Source organism: Loktanella sp. PT4BL (assembly GCF_003201935.1).
In the GTDB taxonomy this organism is placed as follows: domain Bacteria; phylum Pseudomonadota; class Alphaproteobacteria; order Rhodobacterales; family Rhodobacteraceae; genus Yoonia.
In genome coordinates this window covers 15,531-30,707 of sequence record NZ_QJJL01000003.1, presented here as the reverse complement: position 1 = coordinate 30,707, position 15,177 = coordinate 15,531, and the positions used below count along the sequence as shown (strand labels likewise).

Below are 15,177 nucleotides of genomic sequence, written 5' to 3'. Positions count from 1 at the left end.
GCGCAAGGGTTACTGCCTGATCCGCCATCCCGTGCGGAAAATCCACCAGATGACCATCAGACAGATTGCAGTAAAGAGTGCGATGGCAAAGAGCGAGGCACCGATCCCGACATCCGCCTGCCCGAAGAAGGACCAACGGAAACCGCTGATCAGATAGACGACCGGATTAAACAGGGTGATGGTCTGCCAAACGGGCGGCAACATCGTGATCGAATAGAAAGACCCGCCAAGGAAAACCAGTGGCGTAATCACTAGCAGCGGGATCAGTTGCAGTTGCTCGAAATTGCCCGCCCAGATCCCGATGATAAAACCCAAAAGCGCAAAACTGACGCAGGTGAGGATAAGGAAGGCTATCATCGCCAAGGGGTGCGCAATCTGGATCTCGACGAAGAAGAACGACGTCACAAGAATCACAACACCGATGAACAGCGCCTTGGTCGCAGCAGCACCCACATAGCCTGCCACAACTTCAAGAAAACTGATCGGCGCGGAGAGAAGCTCATAGATTGTCCCGATGAATTTCGGGAAATAGATGCCGAAACTGGCGTTGGTGGTCGCCTGGGTCATGACCGACAGCATGATGAGACCGGGCACGATAAATGCGCCGTAGCTTACGCCCTCAACCTCATCAATGCGGCTGCCAATGGCCGCGCCGAAGACGACGAAATAGAGTGCGGTGGACAGCACCGGCGAAATAAAGCTCTGCGTGATCGTCCGGAAGAACCGGCGCATTTCAAAGACGTAGATTGTCCAAATCGCGTTCAGGCTCATGTGGTTTCCTTTACGAGGCCGACGAAGATGTCTTCGAGGCTGCTTTGTTGTGTTTGCAGGTCTTTCATCTGCAAACCGGCCTTCTGCAGGTCGGCCAGAAGGGTGGTGATGCCCGTACGCTCGCCTTTGGTATCATAGTGATAAAGCAGCGACAGGCCATCCTCGGCGCGGGTCAGGTGATAGTCTGCAAGTGCCGCCGGGACCTGATCAACAGGCGCAGCCAATTCGATTTTCAACTGCTTGCGCCCCATCTGTGACATCAGATCGGCCTTGTCCTGCACCAGCAGGATTTCACCTTTGTTGATTACACCGACTCGGTCGGCAATCGCTTCGGCCTCTTCGATGTAGTGGGTGGTCAGGATGATCGTCACACCCGAGGCTTTGAGGTCCGCCACAACCTCCCACATGTCTTTGCGCAGTTCCACATCAACGCCTGCTGTGGGTTCATCCAGAAACAACACGCGGGGTTCGTGGCTCAGCGCCTTGGCGATCAGCACACGGCGCTTCATGCCGCCCGAGAGCGTCATGACCTTGTTGTCCTTCTTGTCGTAAAGCGACAGTTGCTTGAGGATATCCTCAAGATAGGCATCGTTGCGGGGCTTCCCGAAAAGGCCACGCGAAAAGCGCACGGTATTCATGACCGTTTCAAAGGGCTCAAGATTGATTTCCTGCGGGACAAGGCCGATGAGGGCACGCGCGGCACGGAATGCTTTTTGCGTATCATGCCCGCCTACAGTGACGGTGCCCGAGGTTGGCACAGTGATCCCGCAGATCGTGGAAATCAGCGTCGTTTTGCCTGCGCCATTGGGACCAAGCAAAGCGAGGATTTCGCCCTCCTCGATGTCGAGGTTCACGGATTTGAGCGCCTCAAACCCGCCAGCATAGGCTTTGCGCAGATTTTGGACGGAAACGATTGCGGACATATTGGTGCCTTTGTGTTGGTCGCTGCTACCTAGCGCACCCAGCGCAAAAGAAAAACGCGCCACGGGGTGTGCGCAGACGCACAGTGATCACACCATCCGCGTCGCCACATCCAGCATCCGGCACGAAAAGCCCCATTCGTTGTCGTACCAGCCAAAGACCCGCAAGAGCCCGCCTTGGGTAACGCGGGTTTCAGGTAGCGACACCACAAGGCTTTCGGGCCGCGCGCGCAGATCGGTTGAGACAAGCGGTTTGTCAGTCCAGCCGATAATGCCGGATTGGGCCCGCAAGACGGCATGGACGTCTGCGCGGGTCATTTGGCTGTCCAGCGTGACGGACAGGTCGACGGCAGACACAGAGGCGACGGGAACGCGCACCGCTGCGGCCTCGATCCGGCCCGCAATATCGGGCAGCACTTCGTTCAGAAGCCGCTGGGCCGAGGTTGTGGTCGGTACCATTGACAAGGCAGCGGCACGGCTGCGCAGTGCGTCGTCGCGTGGCGCATCAATGCTGGGCTGGCTGCCGGTATAGCAATGGATCGTTGTCATCCAGCCGGTTCGCAAGCCCCAAGTATCATCAATGAGTTTCACCAAAGGGGCCAGCGCGTTGGTCGTGCAAGAGGCATTCGACACAATGGGCTGATCATTGAGATTGGCTTCATTCGCCCCCAAGACCACGGTCAGGTCTGCTGCAGAGGACGGCCCCGAAATCAGCACACGCCGCGCGCCTGCGTGCAAACCGCGTTCTGCAACAGCGCGGCTTTCCGCCTTGCCGGTACATTCAAGCACGATGTCGACGCCCGACAAATCCAGCGTCGAGATGTCGGAGGTCCGCGTGAGAGGGATCGCCTTTTCGTCAACGACGAGCGCACCGTCCGCATAGGTTACATCGCCCGCAAAGGGCCCGAAAACGCTGTCGTACTCAAACAGATGCGCGCAGAGAGCGGGATCAGCAATATCGTTGATCCCGACAATCTCAATATCAGGCCAAGCACCTGTCGCATGGGCCCGCAGCATTGTCCGGCCAATTCTGCCGAACCCGTTAATGAATACACGCACCATCTGAACGTCCTTACTATGTTATCGCGGATGCTGCACCTTTCGCGCAGGCACCACAAGCGAGGCTTGTTCGTAAAGACGTATGCAAAGGCATCAGAGAATCGCGCCGATTCCCACCGCAATCGCGGACAGAATCAGGAAAAAACCTCGTTTCGACCCCTGCCGAGCAACAAAGGCATTCTGCAAAATACCAAAAACGCGGGTATTCTCCCTTGGCGAAAGCCCATCTTGAAGTGGATCGCTGCAGGAACCTCAAAGCTTTGAGTTTTCAGTTAAAACAAAGGCAAATAGGCGATTTCCCGCCGGTCACTGTTTCTCCTGTCTGATCTAATAGTGCAGAGTACAAAAGATTAAGAACCACTAAACAACAAGTTAGTGTCACTTTTTGGCCTAATTTGAATGAGACCAACATGATCGAAGACGAATGACCGTCGTGTGAGTGATGTTTGAAAGCTGGGTAGACAGATGGCTAAGGCGCAAGTGAAAGAAGATACGACTGAAAAGGATAGCTTCGTTGATGAGCTGAAGCCGGGCACAAAGCTGATGCACGGCCAGTATACAATCGAGAGCTTTCTGAATGCTGGCGGTTTCGGCATTACGTATTTGGCCAAGGATAGCCTCGATCGTAAAGTCGTTATCAAGGAGTGCTTCCCCGGGGCCTTCTGCCGTCGCAGCCGCTACGTGGTGCAGGCGCGTTCGCGCGCTCACCAGAACGAGTTAAAATCAATTGTCCGCCTCTTCGTTCAGGAGGCCCGCAGCCTCGCGAAGCTGAACCATCCGAACATCGTCGGCGTGCATCAGGTTTTCGAAGACAACGAGACCGCCTACATGGCTTTGGACTTTGTGACGGGTCGCGATCTTCTTGATACCATCGAAGACCCAAACCACGGCCTGAACGCGACACAGATCAAGTCGATCCTGAAAGAAGTGTTGGGCGCGGTTGGGTTCATCCATGACCAAGGTATCCTTCACCGCGATATCTCGCCCGACAACATCCTGATTAATAAGGATTTCCATCCTGTCCTGATCGACTTTGGTGCCGCCCGCGAGGAAGCAACAAAGCAAAGCCGCGTGCTGTCGGCCTTGCGTGTCGTGAAAGATGGCTACTCTCCGCAAGAATTCTACATCGCAGGTTCCGAACAAAGCCCGAGCAGCGACCTCTATGCCTTGGGTGCGTCGTTCTACCACCTTATCAACGGCGATGTACCACCAAACTCACAGGCCCGCCTGGCCGCTATCGCGTCCGGCGAAACAGACCCCTATGAGCCGCTTGCAGGTCGTTTTAGCGAGTATGAACCGTCTTTCCTTGCGGCGATCGACAAAGCGCTTGCGGTCCTTCCAAAGGACCGCGTCCAGTCCGCTAAGGAGTGGATGGAGATCATGGAAGGCGGGCAAAGCAATGTAACGCCCCTTAAAGTTGGTGCGGCAGTTGCAGCCGAGCCACAAAAGTCTGCAAAAAGCGCCCCCGTTGCCGCTGCACCAGCGAAGAAATCCAACATGCCAGTTTTGCTGGGCTCTGCGGCTGCAGTCGCCCTGCTGGTTGGTGTCGGCGTTATGACAATGACCGGCGGCGAGGATGCCCCGGTTGCAGCGCAAGAACCTGTCGCAGCCGCAGCGCCTGCTGCAGTTGAAGCAACGGTTGTTGCTGAAGCACCTGCCGAGCCAGTCTTCACACCGGCACCAGCACCAGCACCAGCGGCTACCCCAGAAGCAGCCGCAGATCCTGTCGTGGCCGACGTGCCAGCCTTTCTTGCGCCACGCGAAGAGGCCCCTGCACCTTCTGTTGCCGAGGAACTGGCCGCGTCAGTTGCCGCAGAACAGACCCCTGCAATCACACAAGAGCCAGCGCCAGAAGAGACCGCCATTGTCCCGCCTGCTGTCATCGAACCACCTGTCGCGGCCGTAGCGCCGACACCAACGGTGCGTCCGGCTGCACGGCCCGAGAGCGTCGAAATCGCGGCTTTGCCTGAGCCTGAGCCGCTGCCGGAGCCAGTTGCGACACCGCAGCCTGCGGCTGATCAGCCTGTTTCCGGTGACGTTTTGACCACTGCAAACCGTCCGGTAGAAGCATCCGAAATTGCGCCGGTTGCGCTGCCAACCACACCTGAAAATGTCGAAAGCGTCGGTGCAGGACCAGCAGTCGAGATCTCGGCAGTAACACCCGGAAATGAACTGCCACCTGCAGCCGCCCCTGTCACCGGGTCCTGGACTGTGCAACTGCCTTTCACCGCTGCCGGCGAGCAATCGAATATTGTAGCCGAAGCCGGACCGATCTCGCCCGTCTGGGTTGAGCCTGGCCTTGTGATCGTGGCTGTGAATGGCATTGGTATCGATGCAATTTCTGATATTCCAGAAGCGCTGCGTCAGCAAATCGGTGACGGCGAAGTCGCACCGACAATTCCGGTCGCTTTCAACACAATCAAGCCATCAACCGGCGATTTCGTCCAGTATAACTGGGTTGTTCCGGTCGTACAGAATGTCACATTGGTCGATGGGACGGCGTTCCAGACAGCGTTCTCTGGCACTGGCTGGACCACAACAGTCGTGGCGCTTGATCAAGTCGAACAGGGCGGTCTGGAAGTAGGCGATGTGATCACCTCTTATATTTCGACAGGTGAAACGATTGATCAACGCGACTCGATTATGAACATTTTTGAGCGTGAGCTCGCGGACGGAACGGAACAATTCAGTTTCGCAGTGCAGCGCGATGGCGGCCTTTGGGTGGCTTCGCACACGGTATCCGGCGCGGCAGAGTAAAATATGTCACAGCGGTCCAGCAGGACCGCCCGACATCAGTAAATTGGAGGGTAGCAAGATGAAATTCATTCGTGATCTACTTGGAAAGAAACGCAGCGATACAAATACGCGGCGCGCGAGTTCCGTGGAATCTCTGGAGCAATCCTATCGTGATACGATCGGATCAATAGTGGACGAGGCTGCGCCTTTGAGCAAACCTGCAGTCGCTACTCCCCTTCAGACGAACGCCGCAACCGATGTGCGGGTTGTCAGCGCAGAGCAGGCACCGGCAGCGCCAACAGCACCCGCTGCACCTGCAGCACCTGCGGCAGTGAATATCTGGGATCTAGAGGATGACGGGACATCAACCGCCCTTCCGGAACCGACAGCACCGATTGCACCGGTGCGTCCCGTTGCGGCACCTGTTGCAGAGCAGGCAGTCGCTTCTGCAGCGGCAGCACGGTCACCCGCGCGGTCGCGTCGCACAAAGACACGCCTGATTGGCTTTGACAAATCCGATGGTGATGTTGTTGACCTGTTCAACGACGCCCAAAAGGCGGCACCCACCAAGAGCGTGCGCTTCCCTGTTGGCTGGATTGTTGTTGCCGAAGGACCGGGACGTGGCGAAAGCTTCTCTCTCATGGCGGGTATGTCACAGATCGGCCGTGGCGAGGACCAGGCGATCCAGCTCGATTTTGGTGACAACTCGATCTCGCGTTCGAACCACGCCGCAATTGTTTATGACCCCGACACCAAGGAATTTTTGCTTGGGCATGGCGGCAAGTCAAATATTGTACGCCTGAACGACAAGCCTTTGATCAGCAACGAAACGCTGAAAACCGGCGACGTCATCCGTATCGGCGAGACTGTGCTGCGGTTTGTTGCGCTTTGCGACAAATCTTTCAACTGGTCGGATGGTGCGACCGAGGAGGACGAAGATGTGGCGATCGCCTGAACCACGTTTTGACGTCGCATCTGCGATCTGTCAGGGCGGGCGTGACTATCAAGAAGACGCAATCGTCACTGATTTCCCTTTCGGGGCGGATAGTGGTGTGGTTGTGCTTGCCGACGGCATGGGCGGCCATGCGGCCGGTGATGTTGCCAGCAAGATTGTCGTCACCGAAGTCTTTAGCGAGCTCAAGTTTGAAAGCGCGAATTTTGCCGATTTCGAAGGTGAAATTCCACGCTTCCTGACCGAAGCTGCGGCGAACGCCAACGGCTATGTCCGTGAACATGTGCAGGCACATCCCGAAACACGCGGCATGGGGGCGACACTTGTTTCTGTCGTTCTGGTCGAGAACCGGATGTACTGGATGTCGATTGGCGACAGCCCGTTGTACCATTATCGCAATGGCACGATGAAGCAGCTGAATGAAGATCATTCGATGGCGCCGCAGATCGACTTTATGGTCCAGCAAGGTTTGCTGGATGAAGAAGCCGGCAAGAACCATCCTGACAGGAACTGTCTGACGTCGGTGATATTGGGTGATCGCGTGACGAAATCGGATTGCCCGAAAACGCCTTTCGAATTGCAGGTCGGTGATATCGTTGTCGTCTCAAGCGACGGTCTGCAGTATCTGGAAGATGCAAAGATCCAGAAAATCCTGCACCGCTATCGCCGCAAGAAGGCGGCCGAGATTGCGGGCTATCTGCTGGAGGCAATCGAGGCGCTGGCTGACCCCGATCAGGACAACTGCACGTTCTCGGTGATCAAACTGAACCACAACAAGCCTGTCATCCGCGCAATCCGCGCCAAGCCTGTTGGCCATGTCGATCATCAGACCTCGACTGTCACACGTGTTGTTGAATTGGACGACATTGAAAAGGTTGCGGCAAAGACGAAAAAGCCGAAGGAAGTCGCTGCAAATAGCGCGCCAACAGTGATCAAGGAAGTCAGACCCCTCAAAAAGGTCGAGCTGAATGATGAAACCGATTTGACACAGGAGGTTGATGCGGCTGAGCCGCCGGCTAAGATAGCCGCCGGAGGCAAGTAATGTCGAATCAATCACTGGGAAACCGGGTCCAAACAGAATTGAAGCAGGCCGTGCTAAGTGGCCTGCTTCCTGATTCTGACCATGAAAAAGCGGAACTGCTGCTTGAGCGCCTGCAAAAGCCGGTACGTCTGGCCATCCTCGGCATGCCTGAATCCGGAAAATCGAGATTGCTGAATTTGCTTGTGGGCGCAGATGTCATCCCTGAGGGGGTGCATTTGCCAACGATGCAACTGGTTTATGGCGAAAGTGAAAAATCGGTCTGCACCCTGGCTGACGGGTCCAAAGAAGAGTTCAATGCCGTCGATTCCGATATGATCGCAGGCCTGTCCCCGGTCTTTGTGGAAATGCAGATGCCTCTGCCGGCCCTGAACAAGATTTCGGTTCTCGAAGTCGTCGCCCCTAATGACACGAACGCCGTGCACCGTGCATCGCAGTGGGCCTCCAAGCGCACGGACGTCGCACTTTGGTGCACACGCGGTTTCACCGAACCTGAGCAACGCATTTGGGCCACCATGCCTGACCTGATCAAGGATCACGCGTTCTGCATGGTCACCCATGCCGATTTTCTAAAGGCGCAAGGGCTTTATGAGGCCGCAGTCGGCGCAATCTCTGCGGCTGCAGGGGATGAATTCAATGCGGTTCTGGCGATTGCCACGAACCAGGCACTTTCAGCGCGGCTTGCAGATGGCACTGTCGACAAGGACGTCATGCGCGAGAGCGGCGGATCCGCGCTGATCTCGGCGGTTCTCAAACAGGTCGAGCGCGGCCGTCAGTCTGCGGTGGATCAGGCTGATGTTCTGCTGCATCAGTATGCCGATCTGTTGGCCCCCTTAAAGGATGCCCCTGTTGCGCCAGAGGTAAGCACACCGCCAGAGCCTGCGCCAACACCAGAACCGGTGGTCGCCAAAGGTCCTGCCGCGCCTGTTGCTGCTCCCGAGAATGCACAAGCAGAGGCGCCGAAACCGGCAGCTAGCCCTGCTGAAACAAAGCCCGCGACACGCGACGCCATTTCGCGCCTGCGCGAGATCGCCGCCCGCAAGAATGTGTCCCGGGACCTCGCGTTCGAGGAAGCGGCGAAACCTGCGAAGACGCCTGCACCAGAACCGCAGGCAAAGGCTGAAGCGGAGGAACCAGCCGCGGTTGCCGCGGAACCGCTGCAGGCTGCCACACGCGACGCCTATGAGCATGTTATCGCCTACCTTGAAGAGCACGGTGCAGAGCTTGCATCCGTGCTTGAGAAACAAGGTGAAGATGGCCCTGCCGAGGTCATGGCAATGGCTGTGGATCATATACAGTGGCTGTGTGATTATCTGAACGAAAACGGTGATGCCGCAGATACTTCATTGCAACGCACCCGCGATACCGCTTTTGACGCCGCAGACATGGTGCAATTGATGCAGATGGAAAAACAAGGCAGCGCAGCCCTTGAAGCCGTCAGCCTCATGCTACAGATTAAACGAGAACTGCAGGCTGACTTGGCTGCGTAACCCACGTTGTCGCTTGTGAAATTTTTAAGCTAAGCGCCATACTTTTGCCGTGCGGATCTGTTTCCATTATGGCAATAAAGACGGTGCTTTTCTTGCTATTTAGCGACGAGCGGGACCGCGCAAAGCTGTGGTACGATCAATTTGTTAAGGACGGACAAGGATGAAGATGGAAGAGGTCGCAAATGGGGATGGTCTAGCAATCCCGCCGGAGCAGCTCCCCTTCATGCGCCTTGGGCTGGAGAAGATGGACCGCTTCCACGATGAGGTTGTCGACCTCGAAGCGACGCTTGCGGATGTCGTAAAGCTTGGCGGCCAGGACGCTGAAAAGAAAGCTTCTAAACTTATCAAACAGTTACGCGCTTTTGAACCAAGCATTACCATGATCGGCCAAATCAAGTCGGGTAAGACGTCTTTGGTGAATGCCATGGTTGGCCGGCCCGATCTGTTGCCTGCGGATGTGAACCCATGGACGTCTGTTGTGACTTCGCTTCACCTCAACACGCCCTTGCCGGATGATGCGCCAACGGCAACCTTTCAGTTCTTCAGCCAAGGTGAATGGGATCACCTTGTCGAGAACGGCGGCCGAATCGGCGAATTGTCTGAACGTGCCGGTGCTGACGAAGAGCTTGAGAAAGTGCGTCAACAAATTGCCGAAATGCGTGAAAAGACAAGGCAGCGCCTTGGTCGCAAGTTCGAACTTTTGTTGGGACAAAAACACAGCTACGCCGAGTTGAGCGACGAATTGGTGCAGCGCTATGTCTGCATGGGCGACGATTTCGAGGATCTCGAAGAAGAAGACCAGCAGGGCCGCTTTGCCGATATTACAAAATCCGCTGACCTGTATCTGAACGCGGACTCGATCCCGATGTCGATCTGTCTGCGCGATACGCCGGGCGTGAATGATACATTCATGATGCGGGAACAGATTACCATCAATGCCCTGCGCGATAGCCGTATCTGCGTTGTTGTCCTGTCCGCCCATCAGGCGCTTAGTTCGATGGATATGGGGCTGATCCGTCTGATCTCGAACGTGAAGGCGCGCGAGGTCGTCATCTTTGTAAACCGGATCGACGAACTGTCTGATCCCGGCGCACAGGTTCCGGAAATACGCGACAGCATTTTGCAGACGCTGGCCGACAATAACGGACCAGAGAACCCCGAGGTTATTTTCGGTAGCGCCTATTGGGCCAATATGGCCTTGTCCGAAGACCTTGATGATATTGTTGCCGACAGCGCCGAGGCCATGTTCAACTGGGCCGAAGCCGCGCTGAGTGCGGAAACCGCCAGCATGGAAACCAAAGAGCTTGTCTGGCATCTTTCCGGTATCCCCGAACTTTATCGCGCGCTGTCCGAACGTATTTCGGAAGGCCCCGGTGCTGAAATCCTGTCCGCATCACGCAAGCGCGCGCTGAACCTCGTGGGCGGTGTGCGCGCGTCCAACGCAGTCGTATCGATGCGTCTGGATGGTGACACCGTCGAAGTCATGTCGAGCGAAAGGCTTTCGGCCCACCTTGATACGTTGGAAGCCGCAAGCATGAAGGCCCTCGATGAGCGGCTGGACATTGCGTTTTCGCAGTTCGGATCACGCGTTGACCAATCGCACAAACGCTTTCTGGATCGCGCGCTGGAATCTTTGCTGCAGCATCTGGAAACCAAGGGTGAGGAAGAGATCTGGCAATATAGCCCTGATGGCCTGCGCATGTTGCTGCGCACCAGCTATCAGGTGATGCGGCGCAATGTGACCGCCAGTTGCCAAGACGTCTATGCCGCCGCTGCCGGTGATCTTGCAGATACGTATCGGTCTGCATTCGGTGTCGATGTCGAGAACTTCACGATTACACCGCCTGCCCCGCCCGAGATCCCTGCCCCCGTGTCTCTTGGCCAGACCATTGCATTGGACTTGCAAACATCATGGTGGAAGGGGTGGTGGAAACGCCGCAAGGGATACCGCGCTTTTGCAAGCGGGTTCTACGACCTGATCGAAGCGGAAACAGCCCCGATCGTTGATGAGCTGAAAGTTCGGCAAGCCGATGATATCCGTGCGCGCGCGCAGTCTGAACTACGAGAGTTCCACGCCGAACAGCGCGCCATTCTTGAAGACATCAGTAGCAAATCCGAGATCGCAATTGACGATTTGGAAGACATTTTCGGTATTACTGCCCAGCAGGAACGCGATGAGCTTTTCGACTACATCTTCGAAGAGCTGAGCGAAACAAAACCTCTGCTCGCAGTGGGAGTTGATAAATGAGTGTTGGTGAAACAAATTCCGGCGGTCGCCGCAAACCACGCATCGCTTTGATGGGTGAGTTCAGCGCCGGCAAAAGTACGCTCTCGAACCTGCTGATGGGCCAGCGTCCGTTACCTGAGAAAGTAACCGCGACACGCTTGTCCCCTGTCTGGATTTCTTATGGCACGCGCGCGCCCTACCGCATTGATGTTGATGGATCGAAAGAACCTGTCACCCTCGCAGAGCTTGAAAACATCCCTGTCGAGCAAACCCGCAGCATCCGCCTGTTTCTGGAAGCCGACATTCTTGAAGTCTGTGACCTGATCGACTTTCCGGGCATTTCGGACCCCAACATGTCATCCTCTGTCTGGGAGCGGATGCTGCCCGAAGTGGACGCCGTGATCTGGTGCACCCATGCGACCCAAGCTTGGCGCCAATCCGAGGCAGCCGTTTGGGAAGACATGCCGCAAGCTGTCCGCGAAAACTCGATCCTGCTGATCACGCGGTTTGACAAGCTGAACACCGAAAAAGACCGTAGTCGCGTGGTCAAACGCGTGACCCGTGAAACCCAAGGACAGTTTGGTGCGATTTTCCCTGTCTCGCTCTTGCACGCCATTCAAGCAGGTGAAGACTATGACCGGTGGGATGCCAGTGGCGCAGGCCCCTTTACCGCCCATCTGATTGATGTGATCGAGCGGCTGACAGCGCTTACTGCACGCACCGAGTTGCCGCTCTATAACATGGACAGCCTGAGTGACATACCTGCGCCCGTCGTTGCGCCGGTGATGCCGCGCCGGGTGCAGCGCGCACCGGACAGTGTCCGTTCATCACGGGAACGTGCACCCGCAGAGACCACAGCGGAAGACCCTTTATCCTCTGTCGACCGGATCCTGCGTTCATCCTGATGCAGCACGGTTTTTTGCAGCCCTTCCACAATCGTCACATTTGCCGTACTCATAGCCATGCGTAGTTAGGAAGCGAGCTGCAGATGGTTGTTGATGAGTTGGATGCTTTGCGTGAGAAATTTGAAGGCTGCACTGCGGTTGCCTTCGCAGATCTCTCGACGAAAATGATCCTCGTAACAGACTCAAGTTCAAATTTGCGGCGTGAGGCGCTGGATGCTCTTTGTGAAGAGGCTGCATTATTGTTGGGAGCAAATGGCAAGCCGGCATTGGCGGACAAGCCAAGCGGGATGGCCTCTGTTGCGAGTACGTCGCAGTTGCGCGTCTTTTTGCGTGCAGAAAATGAACCGAATGATGTTCTTTGTTGTATCTGCGGCCCAAAGATGGATGCAGATAGGTTTGTTGCTGATGCTTGTGCATGCCTTGACCGCATCAGTAGCGGTGAATGAAAACACATAACCGAGAGCTGGAAACTGGCTTATGAGCGAATTGAACGCTTTGGCACAAAAACTCGCTGTTTTGTCTGCGCGGGAAGTCATGGATGAAACAGGCGCGCGCATGATTTCGGAGGGCGGATCGCCGTCCCCGGTGGCCGCGATCCTGCGCGAGGTCGATGATACCGTGCTTGAGCGCTGCCTTGCTTTTCGCTGTGGCGGCAAATCCATCCGGATTATAGCGGCAGGTCGTCGTATGCGCGGTATCCTGAGTGTTTCGCCAAAATCCGATGCGGATGTCATCGGTCAGGTCTTGTCACGCGAAGATCCCGATGTTGTTCAGGCTGCGCATGACCTTCTGGAAGAACTCTGCGGCAAAGCGGAAAACATGACAGTCCGCAGCCTGCCTTCCGAACCCTTTGGAAACAGCGGCGAACGCGGCGTTTCCGCCCTTGGTTTGGCCGAACTTTGGGACGTCGCACTGGCCGAAATGGACAGCACTCCCAAGCCACCCATGGAACAGTTCCTGACGGTGAACGCCCCCGCGTTTTCATCCGTACTCCACATCTGCGACGGCGAGATCGTTGCAAAAGAGGGGGATTTCGCAGCGCTACAGGCCATCTGGAGCACGCAGGTCGAAGCATTCCGCGAAGCGCACAAGAAAACGCTGCGTGGTGAGGAAGCCGCCCAGTTGATTTGTCTGGATGGTGCCTTTGATGATGGCAATTCCGCAGCGCTGGCTCTTTATGATGGTCATGTCGCATTGATCGCTTATGAAGCGGAACGCTTTGGGGCGATGCAGGCATCCTGGCAACGGATATTTGCGTAATGCACCCTGCAGCCGCAGCAGCCCCCGCCGCGCCGCATTTCTTCGACGGGTTTGAAGAGCATAATCTGGCCACCCCCGAAGGCGATATCTTTTACCGCATCGCTGGCAACGGCCCCCCGCTGGTGCTGCTGCATGGCTATCCCCAGACCTCTGCCATGTGGCACGCGATAGCGCCTGTTCTGGCGGAGACCTATCAGGTCATATGCCCTGACCTGCGGGGCTATGGCCGGTCGGTAAAACCGACAACAGACGCGAAGCACAGCCCTTACGCCAAACGCGCGATGGCGGGCGATGTCTTGGCGCTGATGGACCATTTGGGTCATGATCGCTTTCTGATCGGCGCGCATGATCGCGGAGGCCGTGTGGCTCATCGTCTGGCAGCGGACCATCCCGAACGGGTGGTCGCGCTCTCTGTGCTGGACATCGCGCCCACGCGCGAGATGTACCGCGACGCAAGCAGCGCCTTTGCGCATACCTATTGGCATTGGTACTGGCTGACCCTGCCACATCCGTTTCCGGAAAATCTGATCGGTGCTGACCCTGCCTTTTTCTGGCTCAAGAAATGCGGTGCGGGTTCTGCGGGACTGTCGCCTTTCGTACAGCAGGCGCTGGATGAATACCTGACCTGTTTCTCCAAACCCGAGGCGATCCACGGAGCCTGCGAGGATTACCGTGCCGCGGCAACCATCGACATCGCGCATGATGATGCCGACCCGACAAAGCTGCAAATGCCGCTGTTGGCGCTATGGGGTAAGGACGGCGCAATCGAGGCACATTTTGACTGTCTCGCCCTTTGGCAAGAGCGGGCCGCCAACGTGCGCGGATGGGCCCTGCCCGGCGGTCATTATCTGGCCGAACAACACCCCGACAAAGTGCTTGAGGCGTGGCTGCCTTTCTTTGCCGAGGCCAGCGCCTAGGTCAGCCGCGCCGGAAACCCATCAGCCCGCAAATCGGTATCGAGCAGGTCTTCCAGCAGCTTCACGATCATCGGCGATTGGGCGTCTCCGCCATAGGCCGCGCGGGCTGCCACATAGGTTTGTTCGGTCGCTGCCGCCAGTTCAAGCGGCACTTCGAATTCGCGGCCAAAGCCCATGGCGAACCCCAGATCCTTCAGCGCCAGATCAATATTGAAGGCCACGTCATAAGATCCGTTCAGGACAAGCGCTCCTTCGGTTTCATGCACGAACGACGTGCCGGACGACGCCTTGATCGCATGCCACGCCTGCCCCAGATCAAGCCCGCCACGCTTGGCCAGCATCAGCGCCTCACCGCAGGCTTTGAGGTGGATAAAGGCCAGCATATTGGTGATCACCTTGATGATCGACGCCGACCCGAGCGGGCCCATGTGGAACACCTGATTACCCATCGCCTTGAGCGCAGGCAGATGGGTTTCGAACATATCCTTGTCGCCACCGGCCAGCATGGTGATGTTGCCCTGCGCGGCCAGATGCACACCGCCAGTAACAGGCAGTTCCATCATCCGCACATCATGTGCTGCCGCTTTCGCCGCAAAGGCCAGCACTTCGTCACGGCCCAAGGTCGACATTTCGATCCAATGCGCGCCCTCTTTCATCACGGGTAGCATCTGGGCCGCGACCGCCTCGGATACGGCAGGCGATGGCAGGCAGGTGATGACGTGATCAACCGAGCCTGCAAGTTCTGCGGGGCTGCCGGCCCATTTGGCACCCAAGGCAATGGCGGGTTCTGCCGCGGCGCGATTGATGTCCGTGACGGTCACATCCATGCCCCCGCGCAGCAAACAAGCCGCGCAATTTGCCCCAAGATTGCCTTGGCCGATATATCCGTAGTGCATATGCG

The 15,177-nt window shown here is 56.8% G+C and carries 13 protein-coding genes; 9 read left to right on the top strand and 4 right to left on the bottom strand.

The features are described 5' to 3' along the window. Positions 1 to 9: 9 nt before the first annotated feature. The 3 genes from C7964_RS09810 to C7964_RS09800 form a co-directional block, all read right to left on the bottom strand. Positions 10 to 771, bottom strand: coding sequence for an ABC transporter permease (locus C7964_RS09810; protein ID WP_110279510.1), 762 nt, complete (start codon positions 769 to 771; stop codon positions 10 to 12). Further along, on the bottom strand, positions 768 to 1,694 hold the full coding sequence (locus tag C7964_RS09805; protein WP_110279509.1) for an ABC transporter ATP-binding protein: 927 nt from the start codon (positions 1,692 to 1,694) through the stop codon (positions 768 to 770). Before C7964_RS09805 ends, C7964_RS09810 begins: the two co-directional genes overlap by 4 nt. An 87-nt stretch (positions 1,695 to 1,781) precedes the next feature. Then, positions 1,782 to 2,753, bottom strand: a complete 972-nt coding sequence (locus C7964_RS09800) for a type I glyceraldehyde-3-phosphate dehydrogenase (RefSeq protein ID WP_110279508.1) — start codon at positions 2,751 to 2,753, stop codon at positions 1,782 to 1,784. A gap of 462 nt (positions 2,754 to 3,215) precedes the next feature. On the opposite strand from C7964_RS09800, the gene C7964_RS09795 reads away from it, so the two are divergent. The 9 genes from C7964_RS09795 to C7964_RS09755 all read left to right on the top strand — a co-directional run bounded on the left by C7964_RS09795 (position 3,216) and on the right by C7964_RS09755 (position 14,276). Beyond that, a complete protein-coding gene (locus C7964_RS09795; protein WP_110279507.1) occupies positions 3,216 to 5,507 on the top strand; it encodes a serine/threonine-protein kinase in 2,292 nt (763 codons plus the stop codon). A gap of 58 nt (positions 5,508 to 5,565) precedes the next feature. After that, positions 5,566 to 6,441 (top strand): FHA domain-containing protein, encoded by an 876-nt coding sequence (locus C7964_RS09790; protein WP_110279506.1) that lies wholly within the window; start codon positions 5,566 to 5,568, stop codon positions 6,439 to 6,441. Next, a complete protein-coding gene (locus C7964_RS09785; protein ID WP_110279505.1) occupies positions 6,425 to 7,480 on the top strand; it encodes a PP2C family protein-serine/threonine phosphatase in 1,056 nt (351 codons plus the stop codon). Before C7964_RS09790 ends, C7964_RS09785 begins: the two co-directional genes overlap by 17 nt. Next, positions 7,480 to 8,967 carry a P-loop NTPase family protein gene (locus C7964_RS09780; RefSeq protein ID WP_110279504.1) on the top strand — a complete coding sequence of 496 codons (1,488 nt, stop codon included), beginning with the start codon at positions 7,480 to 7,482 and terminating at the stop codon, positions 8,965 to 8,967. Before C7964_RS09785 ends, C7964_RS09780 begins: the two co-directional genes overlap by 1 nt. Before the next feature lie 160 nt (positions 8,968 to 9,127). Beyond that, positions 9,128 to 11,215, top strand: a complete 2,088-nt coding sequence (locus C7964_RS09775; RefSeq protein ID WP_110279503.1) for a dynamin family protein — start codon at positions 9,128 to 9,130, stop codon at positions 11,213 to 11,215. Then, positions 11,212 to 12,099: a dynamin family protein gene (locus C7964_RS09770; protein WP_110279502.1), complete on the top strand. Its 888-nt coding sequence runs from the start codon at positions 11,212 to 11,214 to the stop codon at positions 12,097 to 12,099. Before C7964_RS09775 ends, C7964_RS09770 begins: the two co-directional genes overlap by 4 nt. Before the next feature lie 83 nt (positions 12,100 to 12,182). Then, positions 12,183 to 12,545 carry a hypothetical protein gene (locus tag C7964_RS09765; protein WP_110279501.1) on the top strand — a complete coding sequence of 121 codons (363 nt, stop codon included), beginning with the start codon at positions 12,183 to 12,185 and terminating at the stop codon, positions 12,543 to 12,545. A gap of 31 nt (positions 12,546 to 12,576) precedes the next feature. Next, positions 12,577 to 13,359, top strand: coding sequence for a hypothetical protein (locus C7964_RS09760; RefSeq protein WP_110279500.1), 783 nt, complete (start codon positions 12,577 to 12,579; stop codon positions 13,357 to 13,359). After that, entirely contained in the window at positions 13,359 to 14,276 is a 918-nt protein-coding gene (locus C7964_RS09755; RefSeq protein ID WP_110279499.1) for an alpha/beta fold hydrolase, read from the top strand. The genes C7964_RS09760 and C7964_RS09755 overlap by 1 nt, the downstream gene beginning before the upstream one ends. Here C7964_RS09755 and C7964_RS09750 read toward each other — a convergent pair. Beyond that, the gene (locus C7964_RS09750) at positions 14,273 to 15,172 is read right to left on the bottom strand and encodes an NAD(P)-dependent oxidoreductase (RefSeq protein ID WP_110279498.1); all 900 of its coding nucleotides are present in this window, start codon (positions 15,170 to 15,172) and stop codon (positions 14,273 to 14,275) included. The genes C7964_RS09755 and C7964_RS09750 overlap by 4 nt on opposite strands. Positions 15,173 to 15,177: the final 5 nt, after the last annotated feature.

What these genes read in the sequence shown, in the direction of transcription:
- C7964_RS09810 (WP_110279510.1), bottom strand. Translation starts at nt 771, where the DNA reads ATGAGCCTGAACGCGATTTGGACAATCTACGTCTTTGAAATGCGCCGG.
- C7964_RS09805 (WP_110279509.1), bottom strand. Translation starts at nt 1,694, where the DNA reads ATGTCCGCAATCGTTTCCGTCCAAAATCTGCGCAAAGCCTATGCTGGC.
- C7964_RS09800 (WP_110279508.1), bottom strand. Translation starts at nt 2,753, where the DNA reads ATGGTGCGTGTATTCATTAACGGGTTCGGCAGAATTGGCCGGACAATG.
- C7964_RS09795 (WP_110279507.1), top strand. Translation starts at nt 3,216, where the DNA reads ATGGCTAAGGCGCAAGTGAAAGAAGATACGACTGAAAAGGATAGCTTC.
- C7964_RS09790 (WP_110279506.1), top strand. Translation starts at nt 5,566, where the DNA reads ATGAAATTCATTCGTGATCTACTTGGAAAGAAACGCAGCGATACAAAT.
- C7964_RS09785 (WP_110279505.1), top strand. Translation starts at nt 6,425, where the DNA reads ATGTGGCGATCGCCTGAACCACGTTTTGACGTCGCATCTGCGATCTGT.
- C7964_RS09780 (WP_110279504.1), top strand. Translation starts at nt 7,480, where the DNA reads ATGTCGAATCAATCACTGGGAAACCGGGTCCAAACAGAATTGAAGCAG.
- C7964_RS09775 (WP_110279503.1), top strand. Translation starts at nt 9,128, where the DNA reads ATGAAGATGGAAGAGGTCGCAAATGGGGATGGTCTAGCAATCCCGCCG.
- C7964_RS09770 (WP_110279502.1), top strand. Translation starts at nt 11,212, where the DNA reads ATGAGTGTTGGTGAAACAAATTCCGGCGGTCGCCGCAAACCACGCATC.
- C7964_RS09765 (WP_110279501.1), top strand. Translation starts at nt 12,183, where the DNA reads ATGGTTGTTGATGAGTTGGATGCTTTGCGTGAGAAATTTGAAGGCTGC.
- C7964_RS09760 (WP_110279500.1), top strand. Translation starts at nt 12,577, where the DNA reads ATGAGCGAATTGAACGCTTTGGCACAAAAACTCGCTGTTTTGTCTGCG.
- C7964_RS09755 (WP_110279499.1), top strand. Translation starts at nt 13,359, where the DNA reads ATGCACCCTGCAGCCGCAGCAGCCCCCGCCGCGCCGCATTTCTTCGAC.
- C7964_RS09750 (WP_110279498.1), bottom strand. Translation starts at nt 15,172, where the DNA reads ATGCACTACGGATATATCGGCCAAGGCAATCTTGGGGCAAATTGCGCG.